The organism is Hymenobacter yonginensis (assembly GCF_027625995.1).
Taxonomy (GTDB): domain Bacteria; phylum Bacteroidota; class Bacteroidia; order Cytophagales; family Hymenobacteraceae; genus Hymenobacter; species Hymenobacter yonginensis.
In genome coordinates this window covers 1,206,457-1,227,074 of record NZ_CP115396.1, presented here as the reverse complement: position 1 = coordinate 1,227,074, position 20,618 = coordinate 1,206,457, and the positions used below count along the sequence as shown (strand labels likewise).

At 62.5% G+C, this 20,618-nt stretch carries 18 protein-coding genes, 1 other RNA gene and 1 riboswitch; of the genes, 4 read left to right on the top strand and 15 right to left on the bottom strand.

Translation table 11 applies throughout. The features are described from left to right. Positions 1 to 32: 32 nt before the first annotated feature. The 3 genes from O9Z63_RS05290 to O9Z63_RS05280 all read right to left on the bottom strand — a co-directional run bounded on the left by O9Z63_RS05290 (position 33) and on the right by O9Z63_RS05280 (position 3,187). Positions 33 to 1,052 carry an LLM class flavin-dependent oxidoreductase gene (locus O9Z63_RS05290; protein ID WP_270128286.1) on the bottom strand — a complete coding sequence of 340 codons (1,020 nt, stop codon included), beginning with the start codon at positions 1,050 to 1,052 and terminating at the stop codon, positions 33 to 35. Between the two features lie 226 nt (positions 1,053 to 1,278). Beyond that, the gene (locus tag O9Z63_RS05285; protein ID WP_270128285.1) at positions 1,279 to 2,268 is read right to left on the bottom strand and encodes an ATP-grasp domain-containing protein; all 990 of its coding nucleotides are present in this window, start codon (positions 2,266 to 2,268) and stop codon (positions 1,279 to 1,281) included. Positions 2,269 to 2,697: 429 nt separating this feature from the next. Continuing rightward, a riboswitch (SAM riboswitch) is annotated at positions 2,698 to 2,791 on the bottom strand. Positions 2,792 to 2,995: 204 nt separating this feature from the next. Further along, on the bottom strand, positions 2,996 to 3,187 hold the full coding sequence (locus tag O9Z63_RS05280; protein ID WP_270128284.1) for a hypothetical protein: 192 nt from the start codon (positions 3,185 to 3,187) through the stop codon (positions 2,996 to 2,998). A gap of 4 nt (positions 3,188 to 3,191) precedes the next feature. Between O9Z63_RS05280 and O9Z63_RS05275 the strand changes: the two genes are divergently transcribed. Further along, on the top strand, positions 3,192 to 3,629 hold the full coding sequence (locus tag O9Z63_RS05275) for a hypothetical protein (RefSeq protein ID WP_270128283.1): 438 nt from the start codon (positions 3,192 to 3,194) through the stop codon (positions 3,627 to 3,629). A 134-nt stretch (positions 3,630 to 3,763) separates the two neighbouring features. Here the strand turns inward: O9Z63_RS05275 and O9Z63_RS05270 are convergent, their stop codons facing one another. The 5 genes from O9Z63_RS05270 to O9Z63_RS05250 all read right to left on the bottom strand — a co-directional run bounded on the left by O9Z63_RS05270 (position 3,764) and on the right by O9Z63_RS05250 (position 8,574). Then, complete coding sequence (locus tag O9Z63_RS05270; protein WP_270128282.1) at positions 3,764 to 4,513, bottom strand: EcsC family protein; 750 nt, start codon at positions 4,511 to 4,513, stop codon at positions 3,764 to 3,766. A 31-nt stretch (positions 4,514 to 4,544) separates the two neighbouring features. Next, entirely contained in the window at positions 4,545 to 5,066 is a 522-nt protein-coding gene (locus tag O9Z63_RS05265; protein ID WP_270128281.1) for a hypothetical protein, read from the bottom strand. Positions 5,067 to 5,148: 82 nt separating this feature from the next. Further along, entirely contained in the window at positions 5,149 to 6,174 is a 1,026-nt protein-coding gene (locus O9Z63_RS05260) for a Gfo/Idh/MocA family protein (protein WP_270128280.1), read from the bottom strand. A gap of 295 nt (positions 6,175 to 6,469) precedes the next feature. After that, positions 6,470 to 7,276, bottom strand: a complete 807-nt coding sequence (locus tag O9Z63_RS05255) for a M48 family metalloprotease (RefSeq protein WP_270128279.1) — start codon at positions 7,274 to 7,276, stop codon at positions 6,470 to 6,472. 122 nt (positions 7,277 to 7,398) lie between these two features. Then, entirely contained in the window at positions 7,399 to 8,574 is a 1,176-nt protein-coding gene (locus tag O9Z63_RS05250; RefSeq protein WP_270128278.1) for a DegT/DnrJ/EryC1/StrS family aminotransferase, read from the bottom strand. Between the two features lie 161 nt (positions 8,575 to 8,735). Here O9Z63_RS05250 and O9Z63_RS05245 point away from each other — a divergent pair, with 161 nt between their 5' ends. Next, positions 8,736 to 9,635, top strand: a complete 900-nt coding sequence (locus O9Z63_RS05245) for a DUF6565 domain-containing protein (protein ID WP_270128277.1) — start codon at positions 8,736 to 8,738, stop codon at positions 9,633 to 9,635. A gap of 105 nt (positions 9,636 to 9,740) precedes the next feature. Here the strand turns inward: O9Z63_RS05245 and O9Z63_RS05240 are convergent, their stop codons facing one another. The 6 genes from O9Z63_RS05240 to O9Z63_RS05215 form a co-directional block, all read right to left on the bottom strand. Next, a complete protein-coding gene (locus O9Z63_RS05240) occupies positions 9,741 to 10,652 on the bottom strand; it encodes a glycosyltransferase (RefSeq protein ID WP_270128275.1) in 912 nt (303 codons plus the stop codon). A gap of 67 nt (positions 10,653 to 10,719) precedes the next feature. After that, on the bottom strand, positions 10,720 to 11,433 hold the full coding sequence (locus O9Z63_RS05235; protein WP_270128274.1) for a cell division ATP-binding protein FtsE: 714 nt from the start codon (positions 11,431 to 11,433) through the stop codon (positions 10,720 to 10,722). A gap of 133 nt (positions 11,434 to 11,566) precedes the next feature. Next, a complete protein-coding gene (locus O9Z63_RS05230) occupies positions 11,567 to 11,770 on the bottom strand; it encodes a hypothetical protein (protein ID WP_044012821.1) in 204 nt (67 codons plus the stop codon). Between the two features lie 82 nt (positions 11,771 to 11,852). After that, positions 11,853 to 12,509, bottom strand: a complete 657-nt coding sequence (fsa, locus tag O9Z63_RS05225) for a fructose-6-phosphate aldolase (protein WP_044012824.1) — start codon at positions 12,507 to 12,509, stop codon at positions 11,853 to 11,855. Between the two features lie 210 nt (positions 12,510 to 12,719). Continuing rightward, an RNA gene (gene ffs / locus O9Z63_RS05220) (signal recognition particle sRNA small type) lies at positions 12,720 to 12,816 on the bottom strand. 248 nt (positions 12,817 to 13,064) lie between these two features. After that, positions 13,065 to 13,466 (bottom strand): carboxypeptidase-like regulatory domain-containing protein, encoded by a 402-nt coding sequence (locus O9Z63_RS05215; RefSeq protein WP_270128273.1) that lies wholly within the window; start codon positions 13,464 to 13,466, stop codon positions 13,065 to 13,067. A gap of 278 nt (positions 13,467 to 13,744) precedes the next feature. On the opposite strand from O9Z63_RS05215, the gene guaA reads away from it, so the two are divergent. Then, entirely contained in the window at positions 13,745 to 15,277 is a 1,533-nt protein-coding gene (gene guaA, locus O9Z63_RS05210) for a glutamine-hydrolyzing GMP synthase (RefSeq protein WP_270128272.1), read from the top strand. Between the two features lie 67 nt (positions 15,278 to 15,344). Here guaA and O9Z63_RS05205 read toward each other — a convergent pair whose 3' ends face one another. Beyond that, entirely contained in the window at positions 15,345 to 17,222 is a 1,878-nt protein-coding gene (locus tag O9Z63_RS05205; RefSeq protein ID WP_270128271.1) for a DUF4153 domain-containing protein, read from the bottom strand. A 150-nt stretch (positions 17,223 to 17,372) separates the two neighbouring features. Between O9Z63_RS05205 and O9Z63_RS05200 the strand changes: the two genes are divergently transcribed. Next, positions 17,373 to 20,618, top strand: coding sequence for an AsmA family protein (locus tag O9Z63_RS05200; protein WP_270128270.1), 3,246 nt, complete (start codon positions 17,373 to 17,375; stop codon positions 20,616 to 20,618).

Genomic DNA, 20,618 nt, shown 5'->3' with positions numbered 1-20,618 from the left:
ACGTGAGAGATTGACGTTTGAAAGTAACGACGCTACACCAGCGTCTGGATAACGGATTCGGAGAAACGCTCCATTTCCTCCAGCTGCGGGCTAGCCTGCAACAGGAAGAAATCCACGCCTACGTCCTCGAAAGCGCCAATCCGGTCCTGCAGCTGGGCCGGCGTGCCGGTCAGGCCGGTGCGCAGGCCACGGTTGGACACCGAGTAGTCGTGCAGCGACACCTGCTGCTCCAGCTGGGTGCCGGCCAGCCACTGCTGGTAGTTGCCGTAGCCCGAGGCCGAGGCCTTCACGTTGGTGATGCGGTCCAGCTCCTTTTTCACATCCTGCTCCGAGTCGCGCACGATGGTATAGCCGGCCACGCCAAACTTCATGGGCGGCAGGCCTTTCTGTTCGCGGCGACGACGCATGTCGGCAATGCGGGCGCCGATGAGCTCCGGCGAGTCGCCGTGCATCACGTAACCGTCGCACTGGGTCGAAATCAAGTCCTTGGCCGCTTCCGATTCGCCGCCGGCGTACAGGAACGGGACTTTGGCTGGCTTGGGCTGCAGCACGTTATCGGCCACCTGGTAATACTTGCCGTCGTAGCTGAAATGGTCCTGCTTCCACACGTTGGTCACCACGTCCAGCCACTCGCGGGTGCGGGCGTACCGGTCGTCGTGCTGCTCGAAGTGCAGGCCATACTTGGTGGCCTCATCCTTCCACCAGCTCGATACCACGTTCAGCGACAACCGCCCGGGCGCAATCAAATCGATGTTGGCGGCCTGCTTAGCCAGCAGCGCGGGGTTATGGAAAGTGGGGCGCACGGCCACCATAATTTCCAGCTGCTCGGTCACGGCGGCCAGCGCGGCGGCCGTGCTCCAAGCCTCCAGCGACGGGGCTTCGGTGCCTTTGATATCGTTCAGGTACAGCTCCGCAATCAGCGTCAGGTCGTAGCCCAGGGCTTCGCTGCGCTGCGCCAGCTGCTTCACGTAGCTCCAGTCGGTGGGCATCTGCTCGTCCTCGACGTTGCGCAGCCAGCCCCCGAAAATGGGCATCCAATAGCCAAATTTCATGGTTCGTTGAGTTGAGATTGATAGAACGTCATGCTGAGCGAAGCCGAAGCATCTCTACCGCTTCGTTGCGGCTCTTACCGCCAGCAGGGCCGACTATAAAGTGGAATATGAATCGTTGGGACGGTCTGCGATGTAGAGACGCAATATTTTGCGTCTCGCCGTTGCTGATGTTGCTTGATCTGCGCGATGCAGATCGTTCATCGACGAGACGCAAAATATTGCGTCTCTACACCGTGGCTACTTCTTCCCGCGCCACCGCCGCCACTGGCAACTGCGACTCCAGGTAGTCCACGAAGCGGGCGTAGGGGTCGAAGCCGACCACGTTCACGGCGTCGGCCACAAAGTTGGACAGAGCGTTGATGTCGTAGAACAGCACGTCGCCGGTGCGGTCGTCGATGAGGTATTCGATGCCGCCCACGTCGATTTTGGCGGCCGCCACGATGCGCTCCACGGCTTCAATTACGTCGGCGGGTGGCGTGAAGGCTTCCACCTGGATGCCCTTTTTCGGGGCTTCGGTCAGGCAGAACTCGGCCGACTGCTCTTCCGGAATCTGGCAGATTTCGGCCGGGCACAGGTTGAAGCTCTCGCCGGTGGTGTACACTTTCATGGCGTAGAGAAACTTGCCATTGAGCGTTTCCACGCGGTGAATATGGCCGCCGCGGGGCGTCACGTACTCCTGCACCAGCGCCGTCTGGTCGATGCCCAGGTCAATCTGGTTGTTGTCGACGGCGGCCTGCAGGCCTTCGGGCGTATCGAAGCGGATAATGCCGGCGCCGCTGCCGCCAATGTTCACCTTCACCACCACCGGAAAGCGCAATTCACGCGCGGCGTCCACGGCCCGCGAGGCGTGGTTGATAACCCGCGAAGCCGGGTATTTCAGCCCCAGCGACTCAAACAACGACAGCTGCCGGGCCTTGTTGGTTTCGATGGCCGTGGCCGCCGAGCCGTTGATGATGCGCGTGCCGATACGCTCCAGATGCGTGGCGTAGCCGGCCGTGTGGAAGATGCCCTGCCCGTGCCCGCGCAGGTACGCCGACGAGCTCATGCGGTTCACCACCAAACTGTAGCGGCTTTCCTTTTCCGAGGGGTTGAACAGGTGGTGGGCGGCGTCGATTTTCTCGTAGGGCAGGCCGCGGCGGTCCAGCTCCGCAAACAGCGGCTTAAACCACTCGGGGTGCTCGAAATAGATACCAATGGGCTTTTGGAGGGATGACATAGTCAGAAGCAAAAAGACGGAAAATGAAAAACGAAACGGCGCCGGCAGCAGCGCAACGCCACCGGCTCCCGGGAAAAAACAACGCAGGGACGGAAGTCCGGCCTAACCGATTACGCCGCCCACAAGCCGCGCAACGAGCGAATCAGCAGCCACCGCAGGCCGCCAAACGGAGCGCAAAGTCTGCGCCCGGCCCGGCCATCGGGCGACAATCCGAGAAAAAGAGGAGGTGCAGGCGCGAAGCCGCTCAGTGCAGCAGCCGGCCGACGTGCAGCGCCGGCGGGCGCATACCCGCAAAAACAGAGAAAGGGCTAGCTACGCCCGACAACAACAGCAACAACAGCCCCGGCCCGCCAGCCGCAACGCGGCAGCCGGAGCCAAAAAAGCGGAGGTTGAATGCAGGAGGTTGTTGGAAGCGTCCACGGCAACTTGTTTTTATATGGTCAGGAATTGGCACCGTTCCGGAGGGTTCCGGGTGGTTGCCGACGCTTCATCGAGCCTGTCTCTCAGCGCCTCTGTATAAAAACAATCCTTCGGGCTAGAAAGAATTGATAGGGCAAAGGTAAAACCGGATTGCTGCCCCCGCAACCCGGACTGTACAAAGCCCCGACCGCCCCGTTTTGTTGCGGCCGGCGGTTCTTTCCTCGCCCCTGGCTGCCCGACCCCGCCAGCCTGAAGCCGGGGCCTCGGCCTTCGCCCGCCAGTGCTGGAACCGGCCGATTCCAAGGCGTCAGCCCCGATAAAAGCCCGCGACCGAGCCCGCAAACGAAGGTTTAACCGAAAAATTTAAATTTTTCAAGAGGCCCAGTTTCAGGCTTGGCACCGAAAACTGGCACCGGAGTTGCAAATGACCCTGCAGAAGCCCGGCCGCCAGTCCGGACGGCAGCGGGCTTTTTTCACCCGTCATAAATTTTCCAATCATAGCCATGAAGAAGTTCCTCGTCATCCTCGCCGCTTTCTCGTTCTCTGCCGCCGCCGTTTCGGCCCAGACGCTGCCCGCCAAAGCGCCTCACGGCCAGCACCGCATGAAAGGCGACAAAGCCGCCAAAACGCCCGAGCAACGCGCCGACCACGCCGCCAAGAGCCTCACCAAGCAGCTCGGCCTGTCGGCCACCCAGACTGAGCAGGTGCGCCAGCTGCACCTGAGCCGCGCCAAGGAAATGCAGGCCTACAAAGCCCAGGCCGGCACCACGCCTGCTACCAAGCGCCAGCACCATGAGGCCATGAAAGGCAAAAAAGCCCAGTACGACGCCCAGCTCAAGCAAATCCTGAGCGCCGACCAGTACGCCAAGTACACCCAGATGCAGTCGGACCGCATGGCCAAGCGCAAAGCCCACCAGGGCCCCAAGCAGGCCAAAGGCTAAGCATCCCAGCGCTTAAAAAAACAGCCCTGACTTTTCCGTCAGGGCTGTTTTTTTTGTGTCATTCCGACGAAGGAGGAATCTGGGTGCTGACGCTGCATGTGCTTACCCAGATTGCTCCTTCGTCGGAATGACACCTACTGTGCGGAATCCGCCTCACCGGTAATGCGGCCGTGCTCGGCAAACCAGCGCAGGCGGTAGCACATGATAGCCGTTTCGCCAAGCTGGGCCAGCAGGCGGTAGTTTGCCACGGCCCCCACGGCCGCCCCGATGACGGGCACCAGCTGGGCCAGCTTGGCCAGGTCGATGTAGTCGCGGTATTCCTGCTGGAAGGTGCGCCAGTCGAAGGTTTCGGCCGTAACGGTTTGCTGCGTTTCGGGCCAAGCGGCGAGCTGGCGGTAGGTTTCGCGGCGGGTGTGCTGGCTGCTGAACGCCAACTGGAAGATGTGCAGCAGGTAGAGCCGCTCCGGGAAGCTGCGCACATCGTGGCCGTAGAGGGCCGCAATATCAAACAGCAGCTTCAGCTTGATGCTGAGTAGCAGCGGAAAATCGGCGAGGCCCAGCAGGAAGCCGCCGGCCCCGGTCACGCCGCCTTCCACGGCTGCCGTGTTGCGGTACGCCCGGATGCGGGCCCGCACCCGCGCCTCCCGCTCCTGCAGCGTGCCCTCCGAAACCGGCTTCTGCGTGGTGTGCGTGGAGCCAAACAGCACGCCCTGCACCATCTTCTGAATGGCTGCGGTGATGGCCACGTGCACCTTTTCCGGCAGCAGGGCATTGAGCCGCGCCTGCACGCGCCGCGCCACCTGGTTCAGCCACGTGGGCTGCTGCTGCATCCGGCGCTGCCAGGCCTGCAGGTCGTGGAGGGCTTGTTGGTCGGGGGAGTTCAACCGCGGTTTATTGATTTAGCAGGATGAGTATCTACTTGAGCACAACAATGTAAGTCATTGCCAGCAGGAACAAACCACCTACGGTTAGAAATCCATAGCCCACATCGTCAGAATATCTACGGGCGCCTACGATTTTTGCTTTGACAGACAGATTAATTAATTTCTGCCTGAAAACAGCATACCCGTTTATCTGAAAGGAATATACCTGCACCGTCTTATTATGTACCTGAATTTGTACCTTCTCACCCTTGGCCACAGTATCGTTCTTGAGCGACCCGGCGCGACTCTTTTCAATATTGGCCTTGCCGAAAGTTAAAGTACTTATTGAATCGTACGGTATTCTGTTGACGACAATAAATCCTCTCTTTATGACCATCCCTCCGCTTATTAAGCTCACTTCACGGGGTAAAACAAGTTCACTGAGCGCCCACAGCCCAAGCACTATAACACTCCCATAGAATACAATAAATAAAGTTGGTTCAAGAGAAATACTTCCTCTTAGTTTATTCAACGTATCGAACGCATTTATTGAAAACAATAGAGAAATATTCACACAAAACACAATACACTCAACTAATAAAATCTTATAAAACAACCTTATCCCCCCAATAAAATAACCCATACCTGCTCCTATCTTATTTCAACGCGTAAATCCGCTCAATCATCTCCACCACTTTCAGGCCTTCTAGGGCGTTGGTAGTGGCTACGCCGCGCTTTTGGATGGTGTCGACTACGTTGTCGATGACGTGGACGTGGTTGGCGGCGGAGCCCTGGTAGGGGCCGTACTGGTTGGCGGGGTTGGTGGGCGCAAGTTCGGGCATGGTGTAGTCGCGCAGGTGGCAGTAATCTACTTTGTCCATGTACTGGCCGCCGAGGCGCAGGCTGCCGCGCTCGGCCACCACCGTGAGGGAGCTTTCCAGGTTACGGTCCCAGACGGCGGTGCTGTATTGCAGGGTGCCGCTGCCACCGCGCAGCAGGTCGAACGTGACGAGGCCGCTGTCCTCGAACTCGGTGAGGCCGGCGTGGTTGAAGTCGCGGAAGCGGGCCGAGATGTTCGTGATGTCGCCGAACACCCAATACAGCAAATCCACGAAATGGCTAAACTGGGTGAAGAGCGTGCCGCCGTCGAGGGCGCGGGTGCCGTGCCAGCTGCCGGGCGTGTAGTACCGCTCGTCGCGGTTCCAGAAGCAGTTGAGCTGCACCAGATGCACCTGCCCCAGGCGGCCTTCGTCCATCACCTGCTTCAGCCAGGCGGCCGGCGGCGAGTAGCGGTTCTGCATCACCCCAAACACAAAACGGCCGGTTTGCAGCGCTGTGTGCACAATTTGCTCGGCGTCGGCTTTGCTCAGGGCCAGCGGCTTTTCTACCACCACGTGCAAGCCGGCGCGCAGGCCGCGCACCGCCTGCGGGGCGTGCAGGCCGTTGGGCGTGGCAATGGTCAGCACGTCGGCGGCGGGGCCATGGGTCAGGTAGTCATCGAGGGACACGAAGAACGGCACGCCGGGAAACTCGGCTGCCAGCTCTGAATGCACTTCGGGGTTTGTGTCGATGAGGGCCACGAGTTGGGCGCCGGGGTGGCGCGCCACCAACGCGGCATGGCGGCGCCCGATGTGGCCCACGCCGCAAATGGCAAAACGAACGGCAGCAGAAGAATCAGCCAAGGCAAGCAGGGTTCAGAGCACGGGAATGTTCGGCAAGCTCCGAAAAAACGCGGGTTTCTCCTGCGCCTATCCTGCCGCTCGTTTCAGGCACGTGGCACGCAGCCACCAGTAGCGCGAACTTTGTAGTTCGCCCCCCCACGCCGTTTGCCCTATTCAGGTAATTCTGCCGGCGCGCGGGCGCAAACCACAAAGCTCGCGCTACTGCCACGGGCTGTTTAGAAACGCCAAAAAGCCGGTTCCGGCCTGCTGAGGCACTGGAACCGGCTTTTCATACCGATGCAAACGGTAGCAGCCCTTACAGCAGCCGCTTCAGCTCCGTGAAATTAGTGTTGCTGACCGAGCGGCTGGCGCAGCCCAGCGACTGGGCGCTTTTCTGGATGTTGGTGATGCGCGAGCCGGGGTTGGGGTGGGTGCTCAGGAACTCGGGCGTGCCGCCTCCCCCCTGCTTTTCAGCCTTAATGAAGAAGCCGGCGGCCCCGTCGCAGTCGTAGTAGCGGGTGCCGTTGAGGTAGATGGTGGAGTATTTGTCGGCGTCCAGCTCGTAGTCGCGGCTGAACTTGAGCTGGCCCACGCCTGCCGCCAGCTGCACCAGCTGGCTGTTGGAACGGTTGCCAAGCACGATGCCCAGCAGCAGGCTGGTGCCATATTGCTTCTGCAGCATCTGGGTGCTGTGGCGACGGTCGGCGTGGGCAATTTCGTGGCCCAGGATGCCGGCCAGCTCGCTCTCATTATCCAGGAACTTAATCAGGCCTGAGTACACGTAGATGTGGCCGCCAGGGGTAGCAAAGGCATTCTGGATCTGGTCGTCCTTGATGATTTGCACATCCCACGGGAATTGGGTGCGGTATTTCAGGTTGCCGTTGTCGAGCACGCGCTTCACCACGCCATCAAGCAGCTGATAGGCGCGGGCGTTGCGGCTGCGCTCCATCAGCTGGCCTTTGGCGCGGTAGGTGGAGTCGGTCTGGCGGGCCACCTGGGCACCCAGCTCAATGTCCTGCTGGATGGAGAACAGGCTGAACTGCGCGGGTTTGTTGATGGCGGCGGTAGTTAGGGCGGCTACGCCGGCCAGTGGCAGAAGCAGCGTCAGGAAGGAACGGCGCATAAATCAGAGAATCTGGAGTCGTGGAAAGTGGTGTCTATACGGCAAAAAGAAAAAACAGTGCCAGTACGCAATTGCCATTCTGACAAAGGAAGTATCTGAGGTAGAACCCAGACGATTTCCACTCAGCTTCCTCCTTCGTCGGAATGATAGCCGGCCCGCACCACGGCCGCTATGTAGGCTACCTGCTCGTCGCTAAGCGTTGGATGAATCGGCAGCGACAGCACCGTGCGGCACAGCCGCTCGGCCACCGGAAACTGCCCGGCGCGGTAGCCCAGGTGGGCATAGGCCGGCTGTAGGTGCGTGGGCAGCGGATAATACACGGCGCTGGGCACGCCGTGCGCCGCCAGATGCTGCTGCAGCGCGTCACGGCGGCCGGGCACGTCCTCGGCAACAGTAAGCGTGTATTGGTGAAAGACGTGGGTGCTGCGTGGGTCGCGGTTTGGCACCGCCACGCCGGGCACGTCGGCCAGGGCGGCATCGTAGCGGGCGGCCACATACTGGCGGGCGGCGGTCCAGGCGGGCAGGTGCGGCAGCTTCACGCGCAGCAGCGCGGCCTGCAGCGTATCGAGGCGGGAGTTGAGGCCGATGTGGGCGTGGTGGTACTTGCGGTCCTGGCCGTGGTTGGCGAGCTGGCGCAGATAGGTGGCGCGGGCTTCGTCGCGGGTAAACAACGCGCCGCCATCACCGAAGCCGCCCAGGTTTTTGCTGGGAAAAAACGAGGTGGTGCCCACCTCCCCCACCGTGCCGGCCACCCAGGTTTCGCCCCGGCTGGTTTGGAACGTGGCCCCGATGGCTTGGGCGTTGTCTTCAATCAGCGCCACGCCGTGCTGGTCGGCCAAGCTGCGCAGCGCCTGCAGGTCGGCGCACTGCCCAAACAGATGCACGGCCACAATGGCTCCGGTGCGAGGCGTGATAGCCGCGGCGGCAGCCTGCGGATCGAGGTTGAAGGTGCCAGGCAGCACGTCGGCCGGCACGGGCACCAGCCCCAGCACAGCGGCGGCTTCCAGCGTGGCTACGTAGGTGAAAGCCGGCACGATGACCTCGGCGCCGGGCGACAGACGCAGCGCCATCAAAGCCAGCTGCAGGGCGTCGGTGCCGTTGGCGCAGGGCACCACGTGCGGCCCGCCGAGGTAGCGGCTCAGCTCCCGGGCAAACTGCTGCACGGCCGGCCCCTGAATGAAGGCCGATTCATCCAGCGAATAGTGTAGCACGGCTTCCAGCTCGGCCCGGATGGGGGCATGCTGGGCGGGCAGATCGAGAAGTTGAATAGGTTGCGGGGGCTGGGAGGCAGTGGGCACGGGGCAAAGCAAACGAATAAGCGCTTAAGAAAGAAACCCGGCCACCCGCGCCATCTGCCGGGCTGGTAGCGTAACCCCGGGCATTAGGCCTGCGTTATATCCGCCAAAGCCGATGCACCACCTGCCAGCGGCCCTACATTTCTACTACTCTCTCTCCCGCCATGTTCAAGAAACAACTCACCCTCCACGCTCTGTCGGCCATGCTGCTGATGGGCGGTGCCGCCTTCACCCAGACCAGCTGCAACCAAAGCCAGCAGAAGGAAATTTCGGCCGAAAGCGACCAGGCTTACAACGACTTCGCCACCTTCGTTTCGGATGCTGAAGCCAAAGCCGATGCCGTAGCTACCCAGGCTGAAGCCGACTACGACCGCGAAACCGCACAAATGAAGGCCGATTTCGACGCCAAAGTAGCGGCCGTCGATAAGTACGCCGATGGCTACGACGACGCCCGTCGCCAAGAAATTGAGGCCCTCCGCACCCGTTATACCGCCGCTTACGACAAGCGCGAAATGGCTTGGAAAAACCGCGCCGACGCTGGCATGGCTACCGCCGCAGCAGGTACGGCTGCCTCTACCGACATGAGCACCATGAAACCGGGCAAGTACTATAAGCCCATGAGCCCGGCCGCCCAGATTACCGCTGCTAATGCCCGCGCAACGTACGAGAAATTCGTGGCCAACGTGAAGCAGAACGAAGACAAGTACGACATCGAAGACTGGCGTTACATCAACTCCGAATGGCGCGCCCTCGACGAAGCATACGACAAGGTGAAAGGCGACATTCCAGCCAAAGACCTGGCCGAGATTCAGAAGGAAAAACTGAAGTACGCCGCCTTCAAGTCGTTTGACAAGTCGGAAGCCCGCGCTGCTCAGGGCGCTGATGCCGTAGCCCGCGGTGCCAACGACGTGAAGGAAGAAACCGCCGACGAGCGCAGCAAAGTGGGCCAGGCCGCTAGCAACACTGCCACTGACGTAAAAAATGCCGGCAAGAAAGTAGGCAGCGCCGTGAAAGGCGCTTTCAAGGAAGCGAAGTCGGAAGTGAAAAACACCGACAACGACTAAGCGCACCCACCCGGGTCAAAAGGCCTCTTCTCACGTGAGAAGGGGCCTTTTTTATGCACTAAATCGTCGCAACATTCCACCGGCAGCAGCTGACTAACCTGACTATTACTTCAGTTCCGTCAGCAGCCAGTAGAGCTTCAGGGCGTCGAGCTGGCGCAGGCTGGGCTGGCCGGAAAGCAAGTTGCGGCGCACCTGCTGCTGCCGGAGTGCAAAGGCCACACGCACGGCCTCGCCCAAGCCCCAGCGGCGCAACTGCAAGGCCGCTTTCAGCAGCTTGGTATCGGCTCCCAGGCCTTCGGCGTGGTAGAGGCGGGCCAAGTTGCGCACGGCATCGTGGGTTTTGCCCAAGAACACGGCGGCGGGCTCCAGGCCGTCGTGTAGCACGGGGTTGTCGAGGTGGTGCACGGCGGTGCCGGCCTGCCGCAGCAGCCACCCGAACTTGGTGTCTTCGTGGCCGTAGCGGGTCAGGGTTTCATCGAGGCCGAAGCGGCGGAACACGGCGGCCTGTACCAGCATGTTGTTGAGGGTGAGTTGGCCGTGCGGGGCCCGCTGGCGCAGGGCTGCCGGCCGGGCCTCGCGGCGGCGCCCGTAGAGCCAGCGTAGGTACAAAGCCGGCTCGGCCGGCGGCTGGGCTTCGTAGGTGGTGCCCCCCACCAGCACCGGCGCCAGCAGCCGGGCCGCGGCATAGCGGGCCAGAAACTGGTCGTCGGGTAGCAGGCTATCGTTGTCGAGCAGCAGCAGCCACTCGTGGCGGGCGGCGGCGGCCAGCTGGTTGCGGATGGCGGCGCGCCCCACATTGTGCGGCAGCTCCTGGTAGCAGACACCCGGCAAATCGGCCAGCGCCTGGTTGAGGCGGCGGTACCGGGGCTCGGAGGCGTCGTCGAGGCAGTGGATTTCCACCGGCCCGCTCCAGTCGGCGGCCTGGGCCAGCAGGGCGCTTACCAACGGCGTCACGTCACGGTTATACACCGGAATCAGCACCGAAAGGCCCGGAAAGCTCACCTCAGATTTGCGCATGTAGAAACCGTCCGTCCGTTCAATACTGCTTGGCAGCACTGGCCCCGCAACGGAGCCTGATAGCAGCCTAGTTTAAGGAATTGAGCTGAAACGGCGTGGTGGCGGAGTCTACCAGCTGCCCTTTTTCACATTTGAGCACCCGCTTGGGGTACTGCTGGATGATCTGGTAGTTGTGGGTGGCCATGAGCACGGCCGTGCCGGAGTTGTTGATTTCCACAAACAGGCGCATGATGCTGTCGGCCACATCGGGGTCGAGGTTGCCGGTGGGCTCGTCGGCGAGCAGCAACAGCGGCTCGTTGAGCAGGGCCCGGGCAATGACCACGCGCTGCTGCTCGCCGCCGGACAGCTGGTGCGGCATCTTGGCGGCCGAGTTGGCCAAACCTACCTGCATGAGCACCTCCGAAATCCGCTGCTGCTTGCGGGCTTTGCCGTTCCAGCCGGTGGCGTTCAGCACAAACAGCAGGTTTTCGGCCACCGTGCGGTCGAACAGCAGCTGGAAATCCTGGAAGATGATACCCAGCTTGCGCCGCAGAAACGGCACTTTGCTGCCGCTACTCAGCTTGGGTAACGGAAACCCTACCACCGTGCCCGTGCCGCCGCCCAGGGCCAGATCGGCGTACAGGGTTTTCAACAACGAGCTTTTGCCGGAGCCGGTGCGGCCAACCAGATACGCAAATTCGCCTTTGTCGAGCGTGAATGTCACCTTTTGCAGCACGGTGTTCACATCCTGCATGATGTAGGCGTCGTGGAGCTCGATAACGGGGTTGGTGGCAGTAGGCATGGGGCGAAGATACGGGGCAGAGGGACTTCCAGAAAAAACAGAATTCCGGATGAAGCGCGCTGCCGGCCGCCGGCAAACCCGGTCAGCCCCACAGCTTCACTTCATCCGGAACGCTACAACGCGGCGCGGCAGCTCAGACTTCCAGCTTCTGCAGCTTGCCGAACTCCAGGCCCTCAATAACGGCCGCCAGCGGCGCCTCCTTGCCTTCCAGACCATAGCGGTGCAGGTCTTTTAGGGGCCGGTCGGCGCGGAAGTAGGCGATGAGCACAAACTCCTCGTCGCGCAGCTGGATATAGTCCGGAATCTTGGCCTTGCCTTTTACTTTGATGATGTACATAGTTGAATGGCTTACTTGTCAAATGGTTAAACGGTTGGCCGTGCAGATACCTGAACAGCCAACCATTTAACAATTAAGCCATTTAGCCATTCACCTTGGCGTGGTCGGCCAGGAAGGTGGCCAGGCCTTTGTCGGTGAGCGGGTGGTTGAGCAGGCCCGTGATGACGTTGAGCGGGCAGGTTACCACGTCGGCGCCCAGCTCGGCGCACTGCAGCAGGTGCGGCACGTGGCGCACGGAGGCGGCCAGCACCTGCGTGGGGTAGCCATAGTTGCTGAAGATGTCCACGATCTGCTGCACCAGTTGCAGGCCGTCGTGCCCGATGTCATCGAGGCGGCCCACAAACGGCGACACGTAGGTGGCCCCGGCTTTGGCGGCCAGCAGTGCCTGCCCGGCCGAAAAAATCAGCGTGCAGTTGGTTTTGATGCCTTTCTCCGAGAAATACTTGATGGCTTTCACGCCGTCCCGGATCATGGGCACCTTCACCACGATGTTGGGGTGCAGGTCGGCCAGGGCCTCGCCTTCCCGGATGATGCCCTCGAAATCGGTGGCAATTACCTCGGCCGACACGTCGCCATCCACCAGCTCGCAGATCTGCTTGTAGTGGCTCAGCACCGCATCGGTGCCGCGGATGCCCTCTTTGGCCATCAGCGAAGGGTTGGTAGTCACGCCGTCGAGGACGCCAAGTTCTACGGCCTCCTGAATTTCTTTCAGGTTGGCGGTGTCAATGAAGAATTTCATGCGGGTAGGTTGGGGACAACAATGGCTGCAAAGCTAATCACGGATTAAGCGGATTTCTCGGATTGCACGGATTTTGTACCCAACAGGCCAGCGGCCGGCCGCGGCTCACGGGCCGGAAACACAAAGAGCGGCTCCTGGGAGCCGCTCTTTGCTTACTGGCGAATTGGTCACGCAACCGTGAAATCCGGCTGGGCCGGCGCAATCCGTGAAAAAAAAGCGAGCCAAAATCGCACCGCTCAACCGTCTACCCTTGCTACCTTCCGGTCCTGGGGGAGTTCAACAGGAGCTGGTCGTTCTGACTCGCCGGGTCAAAGGTACGCACAGATTTGGCTATTGCGCCAACTGTGGCAACTATTTTCCTGGAATTTCTGCATCCAGAGCCCTTTCCGGTTCGGTACCCACGCAGTAAGTGGTTCGTATCCAAAGCGCTGCTGCCTATGCTGCGTGGCCAAAAAAAATCCAGCCAGCGCAGCACACGGCTTGCTACTGCGGAGCAGGGCACCGGCCGCCCTTCGGGAGATTGGCGAAAGATGGCCGGTGCCGGGCCTGATGGCGCTAGTTCTTACGCCACGCCTTGTCGGCCGACTTCAGCTGTTTCTTGAGCTGCTTCTTGTAGCGGGCCACCGGGCGCAGCTCCACTACCAGCGGCTGGCCGGCCGGCGGCATCACCACGGTGGTATCGTAGTAGCCGGCGAAGCTGACGTGCAGCTCGGGCGTGGGCTGCGGGCTGGGCAGCAGGAAGCGGCCGGCCGAGTTGGTGATGACCGAGGAGTTGCGGTTGGCCACTATCATGACGGTGGCCCCGGCCAGGGGTTCGCCGCTGCGGCTGGCCACGGTGCCCACCAGCTGGTGCGGGGCCGTCTGCTGCGGCACGGCGTGCACTGGTGCCGCGCCCGGTGCCAGTCCGGCGCCTACTCCTCCACCCAACACCCCCAGAAGTAAAACTTTGAAAAACATGGCAGATACAAAAGATTAATCCTAAAAGCACAGCCCAAAAACGGCCTCTGTGCTCTACTACGGCATGGTACAGCCCACGGTTGGTGAAAAATACCTTCGTTGGCGCAAACCTACTACCCAAACCCGTTTCAGGCCGCCACAGATACGGGGAATGGCTGCCTGCGCACGGCCAACACGCACTGGCAGCCGGCCGACGGGCCTTGGTGCCTATGGCCTGCAAATGGATTTAATGTGCCGGAAGTTTCCTATTCCGCAAAATCCGTGAGTAGCTTTGCAGTATGCCTCAACAAATCCTGATTCTCGATTTTGGGTCGCAGTACACCCAGCTCATTGCCCGGCGCATCCGGGAGCTGAATGTCTACTGCGAAATTCATCCGTATAACCACGCCCCGGCCCTCACTGAGGATATCCGGGGCGTTGTGCTTTCGGGCTCCCCGTGTTCCGTGCGCGACGCCGACTCGCCTGACCCCGACCTGAGCGCCTACTTGGGCCAGGTGCCGGTGCTGGGCGTGTGCTACGGCGCGCAGCTGCTGGCCCACCAGCAGGGCGGCGAAGTGCTGCCGGCCACCATCCGCGAGTATGGCCGCGCCCGCCTCAGCCACGTGCACCATGACTCGCCGCTGCTGCACGGCGTGCCCACCGAGTCGCAGGTGTGGATGTCGCACGGCGACACAATTAAGACGCTGCCGGAGGGCTTTGATATTGTGGCCAGCACGCCGGAAGTGGCCGTGGCGGCTTTCAAAATTCAGGGGCAGGAAACCTACGGGATTCAGTTCCACCCTGAAGTAACGCACTCGACGGACGGCAAAACGCTGCTCCAGAACTTTGTAGTGAACATCTGCGGCCTCGACCAGAGCTGGACCCCGGAGCATTTCGTGGATAGCATGGTGGAAACCCTGCAGCGCACCATCGGGAAAGAAGACCAGGTGATTCTGGGCCTTTCGGGCGGCGTGGACTCGTCGGTGGCGGCTTTGCTGCTGCACAAGGCCATCGGCACGCGTTTGCACGGCATCTTCGTGAACAACGGGCTGCTACGCAAGGACGAGTACGAGCAGGTGCTCCACTCCTACCAGGGCCTGGGTTTGAACGTGCGCGGCGTGGACGCCTCGCAGGAGTTCTACGACTCGCTGGCGGGCCTCACCGACCCCGAGCTGAAACGCAAGGCCATCGGCCGCACTTTTATTGAGGTGTTCGACCGCGAAGCCCAGAAAGTGGAAGGCGCCCGCTGGCTGGCCCAGGGTACCATCTACCCCGACGTGATTGAGTCGGTATCGGTGAAGGGCCCGGCCGTGACCATCAAGAGCCACCACAACGTGGGCGGCCTGCCCGAGAAGATGAACCTGCGGATTGTGGAACCGCTGCGGGCTTTGTTCAAGGACGAAGTGCGCGAAGTAGGCCACACGCTGGAGCTGCCCGAGCACATCCTGCACCGCCACCCCTTCCCCGGCCCCGGCCTGGGCATCCGCATCCTCGGCGACATTACGCCCGAGAAAGTGGACCTATTGCAGCGCGCCGACGCCATCTTCATCAACGGCCTCAAGGAGCATGGCCTCTACGAGAAAGTGTGGCAGGCCGGCGTGATGCTGCTGCCGGTGCAGAGCGTGGGCGTGATGGGCGACGAGCGCACCTACGAGCGGGTAGTAGCCCTGCGCGCCGTAACCAGCGTGGACGGCATGACGGCCGACTGGGCCCACCTGCCCTACGAGTTCCTGGCCGAGATCAGCAACAAAATCATCAACCAGGTACGCGGCATCAACCGCGTGGTGTACGACATCAGCTCGAAGCCACCAGCAACCATTGAGTGGGAATAAGTCCCGAAGCCTTTTCGTGAAAAGGGCCGCCGGCATTACGCCGGCGGCCCTTTTTGTTTGGTTGGTTTTAAGGAGCAGGCAATATTTCAAGCAACGCGTTACCCTCGAAGGTGTAGCTGTTGCTGTGCTGGATGTTGCAGGTCAGCCGTTGCAGATATAGGTGCAGAGTGTAACGCCCCTTGGTTGTGCGCAGCGTCAGTGACCGGGCCGGCAGCTCCTGGGATGTGTTTCGCTCAGCGCTGGTTCGTACCACCAATGAGTCGGCCAGCCGGTTGAGAGGAGCTGTAAGCTGCGGATGCCATGGCCCCGTTGCACGTTCCTGCTCCAGAATTACCGCCGCTCCGGAATCCGGAACACGCAGGCGGAAGTTACCTTCCAGCAGGGTCAGCGGAATGCTACCGCCACCTTCCGCCATACTCGAATTGACGTTTTGGACCCAATAACGACCGTTACCTAAAGACTGTACGGCGGAATTTTCGGCGTGGAAAGACACGATATCTGAGGTTTCCTGGGCATCGACAGCGTATTTATTCCACTCGGATAAGTTACTGATGTCATACAACTCCTCGGTTAGCTGATGACTGCGTGACCACCGGGGCATACTACGGATTGAATCCGGCATGGTAAGCTTTGTGGCGAAGAATGGCTGCAGCTCTTTAACCGCTTCCCGATCCGCGAAAAAGTCGAATATGGAGCTGATGCGCTTGCGGGCCTCTTCGGGAATCTCGGGCACCCGCTGCCCGGCCCCGTCCAGCTTGCCATCCTTCAGCAGCGCGTACTGCTTGCTGATTTCGCGCAGCTGGTTGAGCTGGCTGCGCTCGGCCACGGCAAAGGCACCCCAGGGCCCACCAGCGGACAGAAACGCCACCACGGCCAGGGAGGCCGGAATCCGGATGATGCCCTGCCCCTGCCGCCACAGGAAGTAGGCCGCCACTACCGCCAGCCACGCGGCCAGCAGCAGCACGAAGTAGCGCTCCTCGGTGATGCCGTACTGGCCCACGCGGGTGCCAATGGCCACGAACAGCAGCCCCAGCAGCGGAAACAGCGCCCGGTAAAACCAGCGCGCGAACGTACGGAGCCAGGTGTTTTCGGGGGCGTCGCGGATGGGATGAATCAGGAGCAGGGCGAAGATGCCGGCCACCGAAAACGCCAGAATCAGGATGGACACCCAGCCTTCGGGCAGCTCCCAGCGCACTACTATCCGGGCCAGATAGGCGTAGAGAATCAGCAGGTAGAGCACCACCAGCGGCAGCAGCACAAACTGCGTGAACAGCTTCAGGCCCTTTGGATACGGGGCTTCTTGCTCCAGCGCAACCCAGTCGCGGGGCACGCCAGCCAGAAAAAACCAGATATTGAAGCCCGTGGCCAGCACCATGAACAGGTGCTCGTAGACGTGGCGGTCCAGCTTCAGCTCGAACAGTTGTTCAATGGCCGTCAAAGCCAGCGCGCAACCCACGTAGAGCACGCCGGAGTAGAGGCCACCCGTAAGCAGCCGCAGAAACAGGGTTTCGTTGTAGCGCCAGAAGCCGGGCGTGTCGGTGCGGTGGCGCAGCTGCGGCAGGTAGGGCACCACGGCCACCAGCAGGTGCAGGCCCAGCAGCAACAGCAGCAGCCGCAGTCCCCACACGATGGTCGGCTCGACGGGGCACAGCACGTACCAGAGCCCCAGCAGCCCCACCGCCCCGGCCGCGGCCATAGCCTTCCGCCGCACCGGCCAGCGGTACCGCTCACCGGCCAGCGCCACGTTCAGCGTAAGCGTCAAGCCCAGCCCGGCCGCCGACAGCAGCGGAAACAGCCAATCGGCGTGGTTTTTCTCAGTGTAGCTGAGCCGCTGGTAGTAGATGCCGGCCGCGCCCAGCAGCAGGCTGCACAGCAGCGTCAGGGGGAAGCGCCGCACGGCGCGGGCCGCTTCGGCCGCCAGCAGCTGCAGGGAAGGAAGTTTCATGGATACCGATAGAATAGGGCCCGCAAGTAACGGACTTCCCGGACTTGCCGCAGATTTATGTGGCCGCGCGGCCGGCTTGCGTATCACAATGGCAGATTCTACGTAATAGGCCCCAACTCTCTGCCCAAGTTCCCTGCCCACGTTGCCCTTATGAAACGACCGTCCTTTCGCCAATTTCTGGCCGTTGCCGTGCTGGGGTTGGTGGTGGCGGTGCTGGGCGGCGCCTGGCTGATCGGCACCGAATGGGGCCAGCGCCGCCTGGAACAGCTCATCCGGGAACGGCTTACGCGCAACTCCGATCTGGTACTGGCGCCGTTTTCGGTGAGCATCTCGGCGCTGCGCCACTTCCCGCACCTGTCGGCCTCCCTGCAGGGCGTGCAGCTCACGGATACCTCCTACCGCCGCGCCGTACCCGTGCTGCACGTAGGTGAGCTGGATGCCCGCCTGGATTTGTCGCGCATCTGGCGCGGCGAGTTTCGGGTGAGCCGCCTGACGCTGCGCAACGGCGAGTTCCGGCAGCTTACCGACCGGCAGGGCCGCGACTGGGGCCTGCGCGGCAAAGGCCCGCGCAATGCCACGCCCAAAGGCCCGCCCGATTTCAACCTGGACTCGCTGCTGCTTTACAACGTGCGCGTTACGGACCGCAACGAGCTGCACCAGAGTGGCTTTTCGGCGTACGTGCGGCAGGGGCGGCTGTCGGCGCGGGTGCGGGAAGGAGTGGCCCACGTACGGGGGCGGCTTGATGCCCGGCTGGTGTACCTGCGTAGTGGGCGCGGCAACCTGTTCACCAACGAGCCGGTAGTGGCGCAGGTGCGCTACAGCTACAACTTCCGGCAGCGCGAAGGCCGTTTCCACAGCACCCGCGTCACGCTCAACAACGACACGGTGCTGGTGCGCGGCACCCACCGGGGCGCAGCACCCAACGAAACCCGCGGCACCCGCCTCGATTTGCGCTTTGCCGGCCGGCAGCCGCTGCTGGAGGTGCTGCGGGTGGCGCTGCCCACCGGCCTGGAGCGTTTTCTGGATGACGCCCGCAGCCCCAGCCACGCCTTCATCCGCTACAGCATCCGGGGCGTGAGCGGGCCCACCACGCGGCCGCGCACCATCCTGCACTTCGCCATGCGCAACGCCCAGGTGCAGTGGGCCGACTCGGCGCGGCGCATCCGGCGCTGGGACGCCCGCGGCACCTTCGACAACGGCCCGGCTCACTCGCCGCGCACTACCAGCCTTACGTTTGAGCAGTGCCGCCTCTACTCCCGGGCCGGCGAGCTGGACGCCGTGCTGTCGGTCACGGACTTCACCAAGCCCCGCTTCAACGGCCACGTGCGCGGCCGCACCGACCTGCAGACCCTGGCCGCCGTGGTGGTGCCCAATTTCTGGCAGGCCCGCCAGGGCGAAGCTGCCATCAACCTGGAGCTGAACGGCGTACTGCCCACCATCCCCGACCGGGCCGGGCGGCGGGCGGCGCGGGCCGATACGCTGCTGCCGCCCATTGCCGCCCGCGGCACCGTGCGCCTCGAAAACGCCTCCTTCGCCATTCCGCGCCGCCACGCCGACATGAACGGCCTGAACGTAAACATCCGGCTGCACGACAGCCTCTGGACGCTGGAAAACCTTACCGGACGCATCAACGGCATGCGCCTGCGCGCCAACGCCACCACCACCTACCTGCTGGCCTACTTCAGCGGCCAGCACCCCATTACGAACGTGGCCGGCACTTTTGAGGTGGATGAGCTGCGCCTGAGCGAGATGCGGCGGCTGTTGGCGGCCCCGCGCAGTGGCCAGCGCCGCCGGCGGCCCATGGCTCCTACCGATACCGGCCGCACGCCCAATCAGCGGCTGGCGGCGCAGGCGCTGAACCTGCTGCCGCCCGGCTTGCGCCTCAACATTCAGCTGCGGTGCGGCCGGCTGGTGGTGGCGGCCGATACGCTGGAGCGCCTGGCGGCCACCGTGCGCCACAACGGCCGCTACGTGCAGCTGCGCGACCTACGGGTGCAGGTGTGGGGTGGCCAGGTACGCGGCACCGTCAGCTGGCCCACCGATACGCTCAACCTGCAGCCCGTGGCTGCGCAGCTATCCGTGCATTTCCCTACCCTCAGCTACCAGCAGCTCTTGGCCCGCGTGATGCGCCCCGCCCGCCGGGCCAGCACCGCGCCCAAAGACCCGACGCTGCGCGAGGTGCTGCTGGCTGCCAACGGTCAGGCGACGGTGGCCGTGGACCAGCTGGTGCTGCCCGGCTCCGCGGCCCTGCAGCAGCTGCGCCTGCGCATCGACAAAAACGGGCGCCGCTTCCTGATTCCGGCTTTCACCTTCCGCTCTTCCACGGGCGGCAAAGGCCGTATCAGTGCGACGGCGCTGCTGGATGGCAGCCGGCTGGCCCGCGCCCGCGCCGACCTCGACCTGCACTACGCCACCCTCGATATTCAGCACCTGCTGCAGCTGCTGGCCGCGCTGAGTTCGATGCCCACGCCGCCCGAAGAGGCCCACTCGCGCCTGCGGGCCCCGGCCGGCACGCGCCCCTCGCCCTTCCTGGATGGTACCGTGACGGGCCGCGTGAACGTGACGGCCGATCAGGTGAAGTACGGTGCGTTACGCGGCGGCCGGTTTGTACTGGGCAGCACCCTGGAAGCTGGCCAGGTACGGCTACAGCAGTGCTCGTTGCAGGCTTTTGGGGGTGATATTTCCTTGCGGGGCGCTTTGCAGACCGATGCTGCCGCGGGCCACCACCCATTGCGGGCCCAGCTACGGCTGCACCAGATTCAGCTCAGCCAGCTCTTCGGGCTGGCCGGCGCGGTAGGGTTTGACGTGCTGGGCGCCGACAATATCCGGGGCACACTAAACGGCGAAACCGACCTGCGCACCGACCTGGATGACACCTTCCTGCCCAACATCGCGCAGACCTATGCCTTCCTGAAAACCGATTTGCAGAATCTGGAGCTGCTGAACGTGGAGGCTCTGATGCAGGCCCTACGTTTTATGCGGGAAGAGCGCACCAGCCATCTGTATTTCGAGCCCGTAAGCCCCCGTTTTGTACTGGCGGGCGGGCGGCTTTTGATTCCAGACCTGCACCTCAACAGCAACCTCACCGACCTCAACATCAGCGGCGAGTACTACCTCAACGGCCAAGCCAACCTGTACGTGGGCCTGAGCCCTCTGCAGACCCTGTTTGGTAACAACGAAAAGCGGATTGCCCGGATCCGGAGCGGCGAGGCCACCCGGCAGCCCAGTCGCGGCCTGGTGTATGTGGGGCTGAGCCGGCCAGCCGGCGCCCGCCGCTACCAGGTGAAGCCGTTTCGCAAGCAGCAGCAGCGCCAGAATCAGCAACGAATTCAGCAGCAGTACCAGACGCTGCTCCGCACCCAACAGCTCGACACAACACTGCGGCTGCTCCGCTAA

What these genes read in the sequence shown, in the direction of transcription:
- O9Z63_RS05285 (WP_270128285.1), bottom strand. Translation starts at nt 2,268, where the DNA reads ATGTCATCCCTCCAAAAGCCCATTGGTATCTATTTCGAGCACCCCGAG.
- O9Z63_RS05235 (WP_270128274.1), bottom strand. Translation starts at nt 11,433, where the DNA reads ATGCCTACTGCCACCAACCCCGTTATCGAGCTCCACGACGCCTACATC.
- fsa (WP_044012824.1), bottom strand. Translation starts at nt 12,509, where the DNA reads ATGAAATTCTTCATTGACACCGCCAACCTGAAAGAAATTCAGGAGGCC.
- guaA (WP_270128272.1), top strand. Translation starts at nt 13,745, where the DNA reads ATGCCTCAACAAATCCTGATTCTCGATTTTGGGTCGCAGTACACCCAG.
- O9Z63_RS05255 (WP_270128279.1), bottom strand. Translation starts at nt 7,276, where the DNA reads ATGCGCCGTTCCTTCCTGACGCTGCTTCTGCCACTGGCCGGCGTAGCC.
- O9Z63_RS05280 (WP_270128284.1), bottom strand. Translation starts at nt 3,187, where the DNA reads ATGATTGGAAAATTTATGACGGGTGAAAAAAGCCCGCTGCCGTCCGGA.
- O9Z63_RS05215 (WP_270128273.1), bottom strand. Translation starts at nt 13,466, where the DNA reads ATGTTTTTCAAAGTTTTACTTCTGGGGGTGTTGGGTGGAGGAGTAGGC.
- O9Z63_RS05240 (WP_270128275.1), bottom strand. Translation starts at nt 10,652, where the DNA reads ATGCGCAAATCTGAGGTGAGCTTTCCGGGCCTTTCGGTGCTGATTCCG.
- O9Z63_RS05205 (WP_270128271.1), bottom strand. Translation starts at nt 17,222, where the DNA reads ATGAAACTTCCTTCCCTGCAGCTGCTGGCGGCCGAAGCGGCCCGCGCC.
- O9Z63_RS05200 (WP_270128270.1), top strand. Translation starts at nt 17,373, where the DNA reads ATGAAACGACCGTCCTTTCGCCAATTTCTGGCCGTTGCCGTGCTGGGG.
- O9Z63_RS05275 (WP_270128283.1), top strand. Translation starts at nt 3,192, where the DNA reads ATGAAGAAGTTCCTCGTCATCCTCGCCGCTTTCTCGTTCTCTGCCGCC.
- O9Z63_RS05290 (WP_270128286.1), bottom strand. Translation starts at nt 1,052, where the DNA reads ATGAAATTTGGCTATTGGATGCCCATTTTCGGGGGCTGGCTGCGCAAC.
- O9Z63_RS05230 (WP_044012821.1), bottom strand. Translation starts at nt 11,770, where the DNA reads ATGTACATCATCAAAGTAAAAGGCAAGGCCAAGATTCCGGACTATATC.
- O9Z63_RS05245 (WP_270128277.1), top strand. Translation starts at nt 8,736, where the DNA reads ATGTTCAAGAAACAACTCACCCTCCACGCTCTGTCGGCCATGCTGCTG.